At 33.5% G+C, this 14,208-nt stretch carries 16 protein-coding genes and 1 pseudogene; 2 read left to right on the top strand and 15 right to left on the bottom strand.

The annotated features are described in order from the left end of the window. Window positions 1–58: 58 nt before the first annotated feature. The 12 genes and pseudogenes from Q0X14_RS13045 to Q0X14_RS12985 form a co-directional block, all read right to left on the bottom strand. Window positions 59–658, bottom strand: a complete 600-nt coding sequence (locus Q0X14_RS13045) for a thioredoxin family protein (protein WP_297839413.1) — start codon at window positions 656–658, stop codon at window positions 59–61. Window positions 659–683: 25 nt separating this feature from the next. Further along, entirely contained in the window at window positions 684–1,511 is an 828-nt protein-coding gene (locus Q0X14_RS13040) for a protein-disulfide reductase DsbD domain-containing protein (protein ID WP_297839410.1), read from the bottom strand. Between the two features lie 56 nt (window positions 1,512–1,567). Continuing rightward, complete coding sequence (locus tag Q0X14_RS13035; RefSeq protein ID WP_297839407.1) at window positions 1,568–2,356, bottom strand: exodeoxyribonuclease III; 789 nt, start codon at window positions 2,354–2,356, stop codon at window positions 1,568–1,570. A 10-nt stretch (window positions 2,357–2,366) separates the two neighbouring features. Further along, entirely contained in the window at window positions 2,367–3,479 is a 1,113-nt protein-coding gene (locus tag Q0X14_RS13030; protein WP_297839404.1) for a VIT1/CCC1 transporter family protein, read from the bottom strand. 11 nt (window positions 3,480–3,490) lie between these two features. Beyond that, window positions 3,491–5,750: pseudogene (feoB, locus tag Q0X14_RS15645) on the bottom strand (ferrous iron transport protein B). A gap of 2 nt (window positions 5,751–5,752) precedes the next feature. After that, window positions 5,753–6,781, bottom strand: coding sequence for a metal-dependent transcriptional regulator (locus tag Q0X14_RS13015; RefSeq protein ID WP_297839397.1), 1,029 nt, complete (start codon window positions 6,779–6,781; stop codon window positions 5,753–5,755). A gap of 3 nt (window positions 6,782–6,784) precedes the next feature. Further along, window positions 6,785–7,444, bottom strand: coding sequence for a metal-dependent transcriptional regulator (locus Q0X14_RS13010; RefSeq protein ID WP_297839394.1), 660 nt, complete (start codon window positions 7,442–7,444; stop codon window positions 6,785–6,787). 87 nt (window positions 7,445–7,531) lie between these two features. Continuing rightward, entirely contained in the window at window positions 7,532–8,170 is a 639-nt protein-coding gene (locus Q0X14_RS13005) for a B12-binding domain-containing protein (protein WP_297839391.1), read from the bottom strand. 102 nt (window positions 8,171–8,272) lie between these two features. Then, entirely contained in the window at window positions 8,273–8,806 is a 534-nt protein-coding gene (locus tag Q0X14_RS13000) for a cob(I)yrinic acid a,c-diamide adenosyltransferase (RefSeq protein ID WP_297839388.1), read from the bottom strand. Next, the gene (locus Q0X14_RS12995) at window positions 8,806–9,588 is read right to left on the bottom strand and encodes a hypothetical protein (protein ID WP_297839384.1); all 783 of its coding nucleotides are present in this window, start codon (window positions 9,586–9,588) and stop codon (window positions 8,806–8,808) included. Before Q0X14_RS12995 ends, Q0X14_RS13000 begins: the two co-directional genes overlap by 1 nt. Window positions 9,589–9,634: 46 nt before the next feature. Continuing rightward, window positions 9,635–10,201 carry a DinB family protein gene (locus Q0X14_RS12990; RefSeq protein ID WP_297839383.1) on the bottom strand — a complete coding sequence of 189 codons (567 nt, stop codon included), beginning with the start codon at window positions 10,199–10,201 and terminating at the stop codon, window positions 9,635–9,637. A gap of 5 nt (window positions 10,202–10,206) precedes the next feature. After that, on the bottom strand, window positions 10,207–11,142 hold the full coding sequence (locus tag Q0X14_RS12985; RefSeq protein WP_297839380.1) for an MBL fold metallo-hydrolase: 936 nt from the start codon (window positions 11,140–11,142) through the stop codon (window positions 10,207–10,209). 112 nt (window positions 11,143–11,254) lie between these two features. Between Q0X14_RS12985 and Q0X14_RS12980 the strand changes: the two genes are divergently transcribed. Then, window positions 11,255–11,527 (top strand): hypothetical protein, encoded by a 273-nt coding sequence (locus tag Q0X14_RS12980; protein WP_297839378.1) that lies wholly within the window; start codon window positions 11,255–11,257, stop codon window positions 11,525–11,527. Next, window positions 11,527–11,979 carry a MarR family winged helix-turn-helix transcriptional regulator gene (locus Q0X14_RS12975; RefSeq protein WP_297839376.1) on the top strand — a complete coding sequence of 151 codons (453 nt, stop codon included), beginning with the start codon at window positions 11,527–11,529 and terminating at the stop codon, window positions 11,977–11,979. The genes Q0X14_RS12980 and Q0X14_RS12975 overlap by 1 nt, the downstream gene beginning before the upstream one ends. Before the next feature lie 34 nt (window positions 11,980–12,013). Here the strand turns inward: Q0X14_RS12975 and lpxD are convergent, their stop codons facing one another. From lpxD to Q0X14_RS12960, 3 genes are all read right to left on the bottom strand, one after another. Further along, entirely contained in the window at window positions 12,014–13,063 is a 1,050-nt protein-coding gene (gene lpxD / locus Q0X14_RS12970) for a UDP-3-O-(3-hydroxymyristoyl)glucosamine N-acyltransferase (RefSeq protein ID WP_297839374.1), read from the bottom strand. Then, entirely contained in the window at window positions 13,064–13,570 is a 507-nt protein-coding gene (locus tag Q0X14_RS12965; RefSeq protein ID WP_297839371.1) for an OmpH family outer membrane protein, read from the bottom strand. Between the two features lie 94 nt (window positions 13,571–13,664). After that, complete coding sequence (locus tag Q0X14_RS12960; RefSeq protein WP_297839368.1) at window positions 13,665–14,186, bottom strand: OmpH family outer membrane protein; 522 nt, start codon at window positions 14,184–14,186, stop codon at window positions 13,665–13,667. Between the last annotated feature and the right edge of the window lie 22 nt (window positions 14,187–14,208).

Here is a 14,208-nt window from a genome sequence, read left to right as displayed (position 1 = left end):
AATAAAATAAAAAAGGCAGCCGATGTGACTGCCTTATAGAGAATTCATAGTTTAGATTTCAATACTTCACACTGCAACCATAGGGAGTTGAGCTTTGAACTGATACTTGCTTACCTGAGAGAATTTCATCAAGTGCTGATGAAACATAATTCTTTGCTTTCTGTATGTCTTCAACATCGGTACTTGCTTTATCATCAATTCCTCCCGCATAAACAAGCTTTCCGTCTTTGTTAATAATAAACATGTGAGGAGTTGTTTTGGCTCCATACATTTTACCAACTTTACCATCTTCATCAATCAGATATGCCGTGAACTTTGCACCATGCTCTTTACTTCTTTTATTTATTTCATCAGTAGAAAAATTACCTTGCTTACCCGGCGCCGATGAGCAAACAGCTAACCAAATTACATCCTGCTTGGTGTATTTTTCCTGAAGTGATTGCATGTTTTTCGAGTTGTAGTGTTTTTTAACAAACGGACAATCGTAGTTTATCCATTCCAGCACAACTACTTTACCTTTAAAGTCACTTAAAGAATGTTCTTTGCCATTTGAGTCTTTCAGCTTAAAGTCAGGAGCTGCTTCATTTAGTTTTGCTGACTGCGCAAAAAGTGTTGTGCTCAGAAAAAAGATGAATGAGAAAAAGATTTTTAGTTTCATTGTAACCTCCTTTAGATATTATTGATTAGTTTAGTTTTACACTGATTTCATATCCAACTTTCTTAACTCCTTCTTCCGATGAAATTTCCAATAAAAGAATTCCTTCAATTAAATCAGGCGTTTTTGTTTTGAATTGATCATATTCGATTTCAAGTTGAATGGATTCATCATTCCACTTGAAATTCTGAGAAAGACTATTTCTGAAAATTCCATTTTCATAAGGGATAAAGTGTATGCTTTTAATTTTTTTCAGATTTAATCTTTGAGAGGTAATACTCATTAAAACTTTGTCTGCAATTTCTTTTGCATCAATCTCAATAAAAAAATTTTTTTCAGGTATTTGATTAAGGGCATTTTTAAAAAGTTCTTTTATTTCTGTTGAAGATTGATGAGTGGAATTCAAATCAAATACCTTACTTACTTCTGTGTTAAACGGCTTACAAACATCTTTACAAATAAGTGATTTAAGTTTTACTCTGATTGGAAATGAATTTAATGTTCTTTCAGTAGGCAATATTATTTGAAATGGAAATAATACTTTGTTTTCGTAACCATAGCTTGCATAACCTTCAAACTCAAATATTTTTGGAAGAGGCCATTTTAATTCTGTTAACCTGAAATTTTCGGGTAAATCAAATTCAAATGAAGTTGGTATTCCGCTATCACCGGAATTTCGCCAGTAGATATGCCAATCTTTTTCCAAAGAAACTAAGATTCCTGCATTGATTAAAGTATCATTTACAGAGTCAAATGAATCAAACACAATATCAGCGCTTGCCTCAACAGTAGAATTAGATTGGGCTTGAAGATATACCGTACAAATCACCAATAAAAAAATTCCAAAGTGTTTCATTTCCGATTAGTTTATTTATTGATTTGAAGTTAAAACAAGAATGTCAAATAAAAAATTCAATTGGCTGTATCAGTAAGAATTTCTATCCCGATTGGACAATGATCAGAACCCATTACATCAGAAAGAATAAAAGCATTTTTTACTTTGTCTTTAAAGTTTCCTGAAACAAAAAAGTAGTCAATTCTCCAGCCGATATTTCTTTGACGTGCCCGGGTTTGCATATTCCACCAAGTATAATTTCCCGGTTGATCGTTAAACATTCTGAATGTATCCACAAAACCATTTGCTAAAAATTTATCGATCCATTGTCTTTCGATTGGAAGAAAACCTGATGTTTTCTCATTTTCTTTCGGTCGTGCAAGATCAATTTCTTTGTGTGCAGTGTTCACATCACCACAAACAATTACTTTTCTTCCTTGTTGTATCAGTTTATTAGCATATTCAAGAAAGGCATCATAGAAGTCCAATTTATATTTTAATCTTTCATCCGACATTTTACCATTCGGAAAGTAAATGTTAAACAAAACAAATTCTTTGTAATCAAGGATGAGTGTTCTTCCTTCATCATCAAATCTGGGAATATCAAAACCATATTTAACATCAACAGGATTTAATTTAGTATAAACTGCAACGCCACTATAACCCCTTTTAACTTTTGAAGATGAAAAGAAAGATTGATAACCATTTATCGAAAGTAATTCTTTTGGTAACTGAGCCGGATGAGCTTTTGTTTCCTGCAAACAAAGAATATCAGGAATTTCTTTCAAGACCCAATCTACAAAACCTTTTTTGTGAACAGCACGAATACCATTAACATTCCAGGAAAGAAGTCGAATAGTTTTCATATAAACAAACTCACATTAATAATTTTAGAATTAAATCACCAATAACATATCCAACTGCTGCTACACCGAAACCAACAATAAACATATCAAATCCGCTTCTGAAAATTCCTCGTCCTGTGAAAAAACTTCTTGCCGCACCAACCAGAAAATGAGAAAGCATTGAAATAATAAAAGAACTCCATATAGCAACCGGACCTTTCAGAAAGAAAAACGGAAATATCGGGATCAAAGCACCAATTGCAGTTGATAATCCTGTTACCCAACCTTCAGTAAGAGGACTAATACTTCTTTCTGCTAAACCAAGCTCTTCGTGCATTTTATCATCCAATGCTTGTTCTGGATTCTGCATTATTTCTTTTGCCCGTTTGAGTGCTTCGTCTTTTGAAATTCCTTTTGCTTCATAGATTAAGGCAAGCTCTTCGGTTTCAAGTTCTGGCATTAATTTAATTTCCTCAGCTTCCATAGCTTTTTCATGTTCATAAACTTCTTTTTCACTAACAGCAGCCAAATAACCCGATGAACCCATTGAAAGAGCATCAGCTATCATTCCGGCAATTCCAGAAATCAAGATGATATGGGGATGAGCAGCTGCGCCAATTACTCCTGCAATTAAACCAAAGTTTGCAGTTAGACCATCGTTAAAACCATAAACAACATTTCTTAATAAACCGCCTGATTCTGCTGTATGCCACGGTTCGGATTGCGCCCCTGATGAGGACATTAATGATTGTGCGTGCATTGCAGAATCCTTTGCCAATTTCAATGCAATATCTTTCGTTTGAGATGAATCGGAATTTTTATACAAGTTCAGATATGATTTTACTTCTGATGATTCTTCCATCAACATCATTCTGTTAAGAAGTGATGGACCATACTTTTTACTGAATTTACTTAATAGCTTTGCTTTAATTGTTGGTTTAAGATTTTCGAAAGGAATTGAATTTTTTTTCAGATGTTCTATCCAAACATTTACATGTTTGTTTTCTATTTCAGATAATTTTTCATAAAGCGATTTCTTTTTCTCATCTTTTACAATTTCAGACAGAGTTTTATAAAGAAAAGCTGCATCAATTTCTTCCTGCAGTCGTTTCTTCCAGATTTTTTTCGTTTTAGAATCTACCATATTATTCATCATTAATTAGTTAATAATCTCCAGATTTGTGTAACAAAAAATGTTATAGTTAGTCCCATCGCTATTGGGAGAAAAGTTGAAACTAAAGTCCACTTCCAGCTTTTTGTTTCTTTATAAATTGTAAAGATTGTTGTTGAACAAGGATTGTGTAATAAACTAAAAAGCATAAGATTAATTCCGGTAAGAAGTGTCCAACCTCCGGCTTGCAGAATAGAAGCAACATCAGCAGTGGACTCAAGTTCAAACATAACTCCGCTACCAGCACCAACTCCCTGAATTCCGAGATTTGCAACTGTTAACATTAAAATTGTAGGAATAACAATTTCATTAGCAGGAATTGCAATTATATATGCGAGAAATATTACACCATTAAGTCCGAATACAAATGCAATAGGATTAGCATATCTGATAAAATGATTTGCGATAGAGACTCCATCAATTGTAACATTTGCAACAAGCCAGATTAACATTCCCGCTGGAATTGCAAACACTATTGCTCGCCATAATACAAAAATCGTTCTGTCGATTAAAGAAGTATAAAGTGTTTGAAGAATTCTGGGTGGTCTGTAAGGAGGCAATTCAAGACTAAATGCTGAAGCTTCGCCTTTTAATAAAGTTCTTGAAAGAAACCATGACACAAGTAAACTAAATGATATTCCCAACACAGCTACAAACACTACTGCGGCAGCTGAAACTATTCCTGCCAGATATGCTGGAACAGCACTACCAATAAAAACTGTTGCTATCAAAATTTGTGTTGGCCATCTTCCGTTACAAAGTGAAAAGTTATTTGTTATGATTGCAATTAATCTTTCTCTCGGTGAATCAATTACTCTTGTTGCAATTACTCCTGCAGCGTTGCAACCAAACCCCATTGCCATTGTTAATGCTTGTCTTCCGTGGGCACCAACTTTTTTATAAAGTGGATCCATATTAAAAGCCACTCTTGGCAGATAACCAAAATCTTCGAGCAAAGTGTATAATGGGAAAAAGATTGCCATTGGAGGAAGCATTACACTTACAACCCATGCCATAGCCAGATATGCTCCGTCTATTAATATTCCGCTTAACCACCAGGGAAGTCTTATATCAGTTGCAAATGCTTTCAAAGCAGGATGAATTGTATCAACCAATAAATTTGCTAAAAGTCCGGAAGGATAATTTGCACCTTGAATTGTTAACCAGAAAACTACTCCGAGCATAATGAACATAATAGGAAAGCCGAGGTACTTGCTTGTAAGAATCTTGTCTAATGTTCTATCGAAACTGAACGCTACCTCTTTGTCCGGATACCTGACTGTTTTTTTAGCAATATCAGAAGCGTTCTCATAAATATTTTCCATCAGAATATCATGAATATTTTCACCAAGTTCCCACCGAAGCTTGTTTGCTTCTGCGATTATTCTTTCCCGTGGATCAAAAACTTTTTCCATATTCTTTTACCTTATAATTACACAACAGTTATTTACACTATGCTTCCTGTAATTCAACAACTTTTGGTGAATTGAGATTTCCAAGTTCACCACTTCGTATAGCATCAATTATGTTCTGGTCTCCTTCAAGCAGTCTTAGAGCAACCCATCGTGTATTCGGAAGATTCGGAAATTCCTGCTGAATTGCTTTGCTTAATTTATCTATGGCTTCATTCAACTCTCTTGATTTACTTTTAATCCGGTAAGGTTTACATATATATGAACCTGTTGCAACTTCATAAATATACTTTAAAAGCTCGGTCATTCCTTCTCCCTGTCGTGCAGCAGCAGGAACAACGGGTACACCAAGTTCTTTTGATAGTGTTCGGGCATCAACTTCAATTTTATTTCGTCTTGCTTCGTCCATCAGGTTCAAACAAATTACAACACGGTCAGTTATTTCAAGAATTTGTAATACGAGGTTTAAATTTCTTTCAACACGAGTTGCATCAATAACAATTACTGTAACATCCGGCTGACCAAATAATATAAAGTCTCTTGCTACTTCTTCATCAACACTTGTTGAAAGAAGTGAATATGTACCTGGCAAATCAACTAGTTTGAACTTTTTACCATTATACTCAAAACCACCTTCGGCTCTTGTAACAGTTTTGCCAGGCCAATTACCAGTGTGTTGCTTTAACCCGGTAAGATAATTAAAAACTGTACTCTTGCCTGTGTTCGGATTTCCGGCAAGTGCTACAACATAATCAAAACTACTCATATCAATTCCAAGTTTTTTAAGATTGGAAAGATTATGAGCAGGACAATTAGCACAATTATCATTCATAATCAATTTTTCTCCTCATCTTTAACAAGATAAATTTTATCTGCTTGTTCTTTTCTTAATGCAATAGTAGCTCCTCTGACACGATAAGCAACAGGATCGCCGGAAATACTTTCAAGCTCGGCTTCTATTTCAGTACCAGGCACTATTCCTAAATCCATCAATCTTCTTCTTTGCTGTCCTCTTAAAGATTTTGCAATTCCCATTACAATTCCTTTTTCTCCAACTTTCAGATGTGAAAGAGTTTTCAATTTACCTTCGACAGGTTTTTCAAATTTTATCGGACCAATTGTAATACTTTTTGCAATTAATGGTGAAAGGATACATTCCTCTCCATTTGCTTCAAACTTTACTCTCTTATCATTTACTTCAATCATTCTTATCTGCATTCCCGGGTATAATCCTTCTGCAAGAATCTGACTGTAGATTGCGTGTGGTTCATCTTCAATATGAATTATAGTTGCCATTTCACCAGGTTGCATTTCAGTAAGATGCTTACCAGCTTTTTCAGGAATTTCTCCTGATGCGGTTGGTATTGGATCTCCGTGAGGATCAAAAACCGGATTGCCAATTTGTGCAGCTAACTTATCAGCTTCTTCTTCTGACAATTTATGTTCAATTTCTTCAGCAGCTTTATGCCATTCTTTTTCTGTCATACTCGTTTCATCAGCAAGAAATTTTTCCCACAATCTATGAACGCGTATTACTCTCAAAGCATAAGATTTACCCTCAGAAGTGAGAGCCAGATAATCCCTGTCAACCTGAAGCAATCCCATATTCTGAAGTTTTGCCACAATACCGGCAGCAAAATCTGCAGAGATGCCAAGATTACCTGCAATACTGTTTAATGTGCAATTAATATTGTTGTATTCACAGTTATAAATGAATTTCAATGCATCTTCGAGAAGAGTTTTTTGATTTGCATTTTTATTTTTTATCAGTAAAGTGATTAACCCGTTTTCAGGTTTCACCAAAACATAAACCAGAAGTATAATTGCAAATCCTATAAGCAAAAGTGTTAAAGGTTCACTCATAGTCTAATCGTCCTTTTGTATAAAAATATTTGAAGCGATCTTTTTGCTCAGACTTACTTCGTTTGAACTGGTCTTAATTAAAACTGAACCATCGAATTCAAGTTTGTCTTTTACCGAAATTTTTTGTCCAATTGTTAATCCTTGCCGTGTTGCGTATAAAAGTAATTCACTCTTAAAATCGCTTATCCGTGCAATTATTCCTTTATCATTTTTGTTGAGTTCTGATAAAGCTATAACAGGCTTATGTTTTGGAAGTGAACCCGATTTATCTGGAATCGGATAGCCGTGAGGATCAAATTTCGGGTAATTTAAAAACTCTTCAAGTTTATCAACTAACTCATCAGATGACGAATGCTCGAGCTTTTCAGCTTCATCGTGAATTTTTTCCCAGGGCATATTAAGTGTTTCATAAAGAAAAGTTTCCCAGAGACGATGCTTTCTGATCATATTGACAGCATACTTTTCTCCTTTTGATGTAAGCTTAATTCCTTTATACTTTTTGTACTGAACAAACCCATCAACGGCAAGTTTCTTAAGCATATCCGTTACAGCAGCAGGAGATATTTCAAGATTTTCTGCAATTAAATTTGGTTTAATTTCACCAGCTTCATCACGAAGTTTATAAATTGCACTCAGATAATCTTCTTTAGAAATGTTTTTCATTTAAGTCCAGTTTATTTAATATTTAAGCTCACTTAAATTTATATTAAAGTAAATTAAAAGGCAAAGATATTTCTTTGCCCTGCTTTTTTAATTATTCTTTTTTAGATAATCATCCAGTTCATAAATGGAGGCAATATGTTTAACATTCGGATATTTTTTAAGTAACTGATTTGAATTTTCTTCTAACGCTTGTCCGCCAACAATAATTTTCTTGGTTGGGAATAGTTTTGTAAGGCTATCTACAACTTCAAGAAAACGAGCAAGATTCAGATAGAGACTCCACGAAAGTGCTATTATATCAGGATCGGATTGTTTAACAAATTTAAGCAACTCTCTTAAAGGAACTGATGCACCTAAATAATAAGTTTTCCAACCATTTATTTCGAAGATATGTGCAACCATTTTAGCTCCGATTTCATGAAATTCTTTATCAATACAAGTTACAACTGCTTTATTCTTGCTATTAGTCGGTGAACTCGGAGCATACTTGCTAATCAATGCTTCCACAATCTGAGTTGCCATATGCTCTTCTGGAATTGTTATTTCATTATGATCCCAAAGTTTTCCAATCCTGTAAAGAGCTTTTTGAAAAAGTTCGACATATATTTCCTTTAAATCTACTCCTTCATCAATCAGTGTCTTTACTATTTCCGAGCATCTTTCCTTATTGCCTTCGACAAGATTGTTATAAAAGTCTAAAAAGTAAGATTGTTTTATTTGTGACATTGTTTTTAAAAGATTGTTGATACTAAAATGCTAATAATAAATGTAATTTCAGAGTAAAAAGTTCCCAATACCATTGCGAAATAATTTCTGTTTATCAATCAATTAGGATTCTATTCCTTTTCGTGAGGTAACGCCTTTTGAATAATAATGTTTGATTTCTTTCATTTCAGTTACCAAATCAGCTTTTTCAATCAATATTTCAGGACAATATCTTCCGGTAAGAATAAGCTCTACATCAGCAGGTTTATAATTTATAAAATCAATTATCTGTTCAACCGTTAGAAGTTTAAAGTAGATTGATACAATTGCTTCATCAAGAATTATGATATCATAATCTTTACTCATCATTTTAATTTTAGCTTTGTTCAATCCATCAATTGCTTTTTTAATTTCTGATTCATCGGGCAATTGTTTCTTATAAACAAATTCATCGCCGCAGAACTGCTCTATTGTTATAAACTCGTTTAGTAATTTCACACTCTGCAATTCTGAATAAGGATATTCTTTCATAAACTGTGCGATGTAAGTTTTTAATCCAGCACCAGCTGCTCGCAGTGCTTGTCCCAAAGCAGCAGTAGTTTTACCTTTTCCATTACCAGTATAAATATGAATAAATCCTTTTGATAACTTTGACATTAAATTGGATCTCCATATTGTTTGATAAATCTTACCCTTTCATCTGGCGTAACTGCAACTTCCCAATAATGTTTAAACATACATCCTGCGAGACAATCACCCCATCCCATAACAAATGTATAAATCTTATTCGAACGGGAGTAATTAAAAACTATATCATTACCATCACCAATAAGACCATCAGGACCAGCATCGAGCACACCATCAATTTTTTTGAAGAAATTTTTCAGAGCAAGTAAATTAAGAGGTTTAGATGAAATCAATGTGTGGTAATTACTAAAATACCACCTTTCACCAAGTTGTAAATCATATGTTAGTATCAAATCATCAATCTGCTGATATCCGGTTAATCTTTGTCCATTTATCCAGGCACGAGTCCATTCTTTTGTTGTATCAACCACAACGATTAATCGGGTTAAACTTGGATCCTCCCGAGCATGAATTTTAAAGTTGTCCACAAAAACGTTTATCGGACGATAGTTCTTCAAATTGTAAATACAAATAAGTCCGCGATAGATTTCATCAATTAAATTCTCATTAATTTCAGCTATGTTGTCTCTGGCAAAAGTATCTGCTATCATTATTCTTAATGCAAGAATTGAAGCATCCGTTTTGTAAAGAGTTTTTATAGAATCCGGGATTATTCTATCGTTACTCGTTGACTGTAAATAATCAGATGACCAATCGTGGTAATAGCCATCCTCCATCGATTCATTTAATTCACAGGAATTATTCATGAGTATAATCATAATAATGAAAAACAACTTTATTAAATCTTTCATTTTTATAACTCCTGTTTGATTTAGTTAAGTTAAATCAATCAGTTGACTAATTTGGAAAATTCTTATCACTTACAATTCTATTAATCTGCAATAAATGTCTTTGGTTATGTAATCGGATGATTTCTAAAACATCCGAAAAATTTTCTTTGATAAGTTTTGAAGCTGGTGAAGACATCACATATTTATTAAAATCAATATTGAGAGATATTGATACAAGATTTATTAAATCCTTTTGAATATTTATCAGTTTATCAATAACAGAATTATCAGATGAACTTTTTTCAGGTTTGAATACCGAGAAGGTCTTTGTTTTCTTAACATTGGCAGGATCAACTGCTTTTATTATCAACTTTCCGAAAAATTTATGTTTAACAATTTCTTCAGAGTCATTACAACTGATTTGCTTTTCAGACAACTGTTTTTCCATTTCATCAAAATACAGTTTGTTTGTTACTGCAAGATGCTCAACACATTCAGCAACACTCCATACATCAGAAGCTGGTTTCCAATTAAGTTGATTATCATTTAATGAATAAAGCTTATCAATTTCTTTAACAAAAAATTCAGAGTCGGAAATAAAATTTTCTTTAAGTTCTTTAATTGTCTGTTTCATAAAAATCAGGTTTCTTTAATTGTAAAAGTTTGTCCAATATCATCAATAACCAAATTAATTGAATAATTCTTTGATGATTCTTTCAGCCAGGATAATGGCTCAGTGATTGGCTCTGTTCCTTGCTTAAAAGTTTTAGTATGGATGGGAATAAAATATTTTGCTTTCAAATGTTCTGTTGCCATTATCAAAGCTTCCTCGGGATTACAATGATTTTTTCGCCAGGGACGATAAGCACCAATTGGCATGATTGCAATATCAATCTGTTCATCAACATCTTTAAACTTATCAGTCATTGCGGTGTCACCACCAAATAAAATATTTTTTCCTTTATAAGAAATGAGATAAGCGTTGTAACTTCTGCCATCTTCAAAAAATCCTTTCGAACGATCACGTTCCCAGGGATACCTCCAACCGAAATGTTGCACTTCATAAGCTTTGAATCTTATATCCCGAATCATAATTTCTTCATTCCAATCGACTTCCTGCAAAGACTTCCATTTCAGGTCTGCAATAACATCCATAGTATTAAAAGCAGTTAAGCAGTCAATTTTATTAGGAAACTTAGTTGTGATATCAAGTAAAGTCTGATAATCCATATGGTCCATATGAGCGTGTGAAAGTAAAATAATATCAGGTTCGGGCATTTCGTCAATATTCAATGCTGGATGAGTAAAGCGACTTGGTCCCCAGGTAATTCCAAGAAAATAAAGACCTATTCTTTCATACAAAACCGGATCGGTTAAAATTTTAACTCCAAAAAAATTAATCAGTACTGTTGAATGACCAATCCATGCAATATTTATTTCATCATCTTTCCACAAAGATGGATTTGGTTTGAAATTAATAGATTCATCCTCGGATTTTGAGTAAACTTCATTCCGAAAAAAGATAAACCCAAGTAAAGAAAAAATTGAAGTTCTAATAAAATCTTTTCGTTTCATATTCCTTTTTAAAATTTCAAACAATCTTGTGAGGAGATAAATTCACTTTAAATATTGTAAGATTTTCTCAGTAATAAAACTTATTTTTTGGGTGAATTATTCAGAGGTTAAGATGCTTGACATAATTATTTTACTGATAATAGCTGCTATCACTGGCAGTATTGGAAGAACACTTGTTGGATTTAAAAAAGGTGGATGCATAATTTCAATCGTAGTTGGCTTTATCGGTGCTTATTTCGGAACAATTCTGGCAAGAGAGTTTAACTTTCCCGATTTGATTTCATTTGAAGCTGGTGGCATTAAATATCCAATTATCTGGTCAATTGTTGGTGCTGCTTTATTTACTGCCATTCTCACTTTAATTGTTCCAAGGAGTAAGGATTAATGGGTTCAAAGTTCAATGGCTCATTTGAACAAAAGAATTCACTGGATAGTTTTATAAAATTATTTCGTGCTTCTGAAATTGTAAAAAGTAAAATCGCAGCAGTTACAAATTCTTATGGTTATTCTGATGGTCAGTTTTATGTGCTTGATGTTCTCTATCATCTCGGAAATCTGCCGCAAAAGATTTTAGCTGAAAAGATAATGCGAACTGAGGGTAATATGACGATGATCATAAACAACCTTCGTAAGCGGAAAGTAATCAAAAGAAACAGAAGCAAAGATGATGGAAGAGTTCATATTATTTCATTAACTGAGAAAGGCAAGTCAGAATTCGAAAAAATTTTTCCCGCTGTTGTGGTGGAAATAGAAAAAATTTTCGAAGCATTAAATCCGGATGAAAAAAATTTGTTACAAAATCTTTGTAAAAAATTAGGACTTTATTTAAAGCAGTAAAAACTTATTTAAAATTAATTTATGAAGGCAGTCTTCAGGGATTAGATGTCAGCCTACTCTTTAGTTCTTTTATTTCTTCTTCGAGCTTTTTAATCTTGTCAGCATAATCAGGCAGATTTCTTATGTGAGCTTCTAATTTCTGAGAGGTTCTTAATTCTTTGGCAGGATAACCAAAATAATATCCTGGTTTCTTTATTGATTTGGAAATTCCCGATTGAGCCATCAGTACAACATTATCTCCGATTTCAATATGTCCAACGATTCCAACTTGTCCTGCTATAATAACATGATTACCAACTTTTGTACTACCAGAAATTCCTGTCTGTGATGAAATGACAGTATCTTCGCCAATCACTACATTGTGAGCAATCTGAACTAGATTATCTATTTTGGTTCCGCGCTTAATTATTGTAGAACCTAATGCAGCTCTGTCAATAGCAACATTAGCACCAAGCTCAACATCATCTTCAATTATTACATTTCCAATCTGTGGAATTTTCTGATATACACCTTTCTCATCAGGATTAAAACCAAAACCATCACTACCAATTACAGTTCCGGAATGAATTATAACACGATTACCAATTTTGCATTTTTCTCTGATGCTTATGTTGGAAAAAATCAAACAATCATTTCCAATTTCAACATCTTCATAAAGGATTGTGTTATGAAATATTTTTGTGTTATTACCGATGCGACAACCTTTCGAGATAACTACATTCTTCCCAACAGCAACATTATTTCCCAACCTTGCCTCAGGATGAATGAATGCAGTATCATCTATTCCTGATAGTGGAAATTCAGGTGTGAAAAATTCACGAAGAATTAGGAAGAATGCCTTTTCTGGTGACTCAACTTCGATGTAGGTTATATCATTTCTTGTTTTTTGAAGATCAGGTTTGACTAAAAGAGCTGATGCTTTTGTTGTACTCTGAAATTTTTCGTAAGCTGGTAGATAGATAAAAGATAAATCGCCGGATTTTGCTTCGTCAATTTTTGCAACAGAATTAATAATTGCGTTTTCATCTCCGATTATTTTACCGGAGACTAATTTGGCAATTTCTTTTACTGTAAGACTAATCATTTAAATTTTAAGTTTGGCAAGAACCTTTGCAGTTATATCATATTTATCTTTTGCGTACAAAATCATTATGTCACCACTTCTATCAAAAACAAAATCGAGATCGTCTTCCTGTGCTACTTCTTTAATAGCATTAAAAACTTTATTCTGAACAGGTTTCATCAATTCATCCTGTTTCTGAAACAATTCACCGTTTGTTCCAAATTTCTTTTCACGAAATTCTGCAATCTGATTTTCAAGTTTAACAAGTTCTGATTCTGTTTCAGCACGGGTTTGCTCAGACATTATGAGTTTTCTTTTCTCATAATCATCATACTTAGTTTTCCATTCTGATTCAAGTCTGTTTAATTCAGTTTGCCATTCCTGAATAAGTGCATCAAGTCTTTGTCTGGCATCCTGAACATCGGGAAGTTGATCCATCAGCGCATTTGAATCAATGTAACCAATTTTAAGCTGAGCGAAAGTTAATGCCGGGAAAAATAAAAGGACAAATACAAAATATTTTTTCATTTTTAATACCTGCAGATTTTTTCTGAGGAAAAATTACAATAAAATAAAAAAGTTCTCCCACCAAAAATTATGGGAGAACTTTTCAAATATAAAATTAGCTGCCTCTTTTAAGTGTATCCAGGACTTTGAATGTTATATCAAAAGCAGAGTCAGCATAAAGTAAGAGAATGTCTCCGCTTTTATCGAAAACGAAAGACATACCTTCTTCTTTTGCAACTTTCTGAATTGCATCATAAATCTTTTTCTTTACAGGAGCAAAAAGTTCTTCCTGCTTTGCATAAATTTCTCCGGTTCCCTGCTGAAATTTCTGCTTTCTGAATTCAAGAATTTCCTGTTCCATCTTTACAATTTTCTGCTGAGCTTCGAGCTTTTTATCGTTAGGCATTGTTTCAGCCTGCTTCTGATAGTCCTGAATAGCTTTCTGATATGCCTGTGTCATAGAATCAAGTTGAGCTGACCATTTATTGGTTAAAGCATCAAGATCACCCTGAGCTTTAATTGCTTCGGAGAATTGTGTAAGAATAACTTCCGAATCAACATAACCGATCTTTAAAGGAGATTGTGCAAATAATGTAGTTGCAAAAAGAACGGAAAATAACACTAAGTACTTTTTCACTTTTTAATCCTCTTTCTTTATT

It is taken from the genome of Ignavibacterium sp. (assembly GCF_025998815.1).
Classification (GTDB): domain Bacteria; phylum Bacteroidota; class Ignavibacteria; order Ignavibacteriales; family Ignavibacteriaceae; genus Ignavibacterium.
This window is presented reverse-complemented; position numbering and strand designations above follow the sequence as displayed.

What these genes read in the sequence shown, in the direction of transcription:
- Q0X14_RS13035 (WP_297839407.1), bottom strand. Translation starts at nt 2,356, where the DNA reads ATGAAAACTATTCGACTTCTTTCCTGGAATGTTAATGGTATTCGTGCT.
- Q0X14_RS13000 (WP_297839388.1), bottom strand. Translation starts at nt 8,806, where the DNA reads ATGTCAAAGTTATCAAAAGGATTTATTCATATTTATACTGGTAATGGA.
- Q0X14_RS13030 (WP_297839404.1), bottom strand. Translation starts at nt 3,479, where the DNA reads ATGGTAGATTCTAAAACGAAAAAAATCTGGAAGAAACGACTGCAGGAA.
- Q0X14_RS12985 (WP_297839380.1), bottom strand. Translation starts at nt 11,142, where the DNA reads ATGAAACGAAAAGATTTTATTAGAACTTCAATTTTTTCTTTACTTGGG.
- Q0X14_RS12975 (WP_297839376.1), top strand. Translation starts at nt 11,527, where the DNA reads ATGGGTTCAAAGTTCAATGGCTCATTTGAACAAAAGAATTCACTGGAT.
- Q0X14_RS13010 (WP_297839394.1), bottom strand. Translation starts at nt 7,444, where the DNA reads ATGAAAAACATTTCTAAAGAAGATTATCTGAGTGCAATTTATAAACTT.
- Q0X14_RS12990 (WP_297839383.1), bottom strand. Translation starts at nt 10,201, where the DNA reads ATGAAACAGACAATTAAAGAACTTAAAGAAAATTTTATTTCCGACTCT.
- Q0X14_RS12995 (WP_297839384.1), bottom strand. Translation starts at nt 9,588, where the DNA reads ATGAAAGATTTAATAAAGTTGTTTTTCATTATTATGATTATACTCATG.
- Q0X14_RS13005 (WP_297839391.1), bottom strand. Translation starts at nt 8,170, where the DNA reads ATGTCACAAATAAAACAATCTTACTTTTTAGACTTTTATAACAATCTT.
- Q0X14_RS13045 (WP_297839413.1), bottom strand. Translation starts at nt 658, where the DNA reads ATGAAACTAAAAATCTTTTTCTCATTCATCTTTTTTCTGAGCACAACA.
- Q0X14_RS13015 (WP_297839397.1), bottom strand. Translation starts at nt 6,781, where the DNA reads ATGAGTGAACCTTTAACACTTTTGCTTATAGGATTTGCAATTATACTT.
- Q0X14_RS12965 (WP_297839371.1), bottom strand. Translation starts at nt 13,570, where the DNA reads ATGAAAAAATATTTTGTATTTGTCCTTTTATTTTTCCCGGCATTAACT.
- lpxD (WP_297839374.1), bottom strand. Translation starts at nt 13,063, where the DNA reads ATGATTAGTCTTACAGTAAAAGAAATTGCCAAATTAGTCTCCGGTAAA.
- Q0X14_RS13040 (WP_297839410.1), bottom strand. Translation starts at nt 1,511, where the DNA reads ATGAAACACTTTGGAATTTTTTTATTGGTGATTTGTACGGTATATCTT.
- Q0X14_RS12980 (WP_297839378.1), top strand. Translation starts at nt 11,255, where the DNA reads ATGCTTGACATAATTATTTTACTGATAATAGCTGCTATCACTGGCAGT.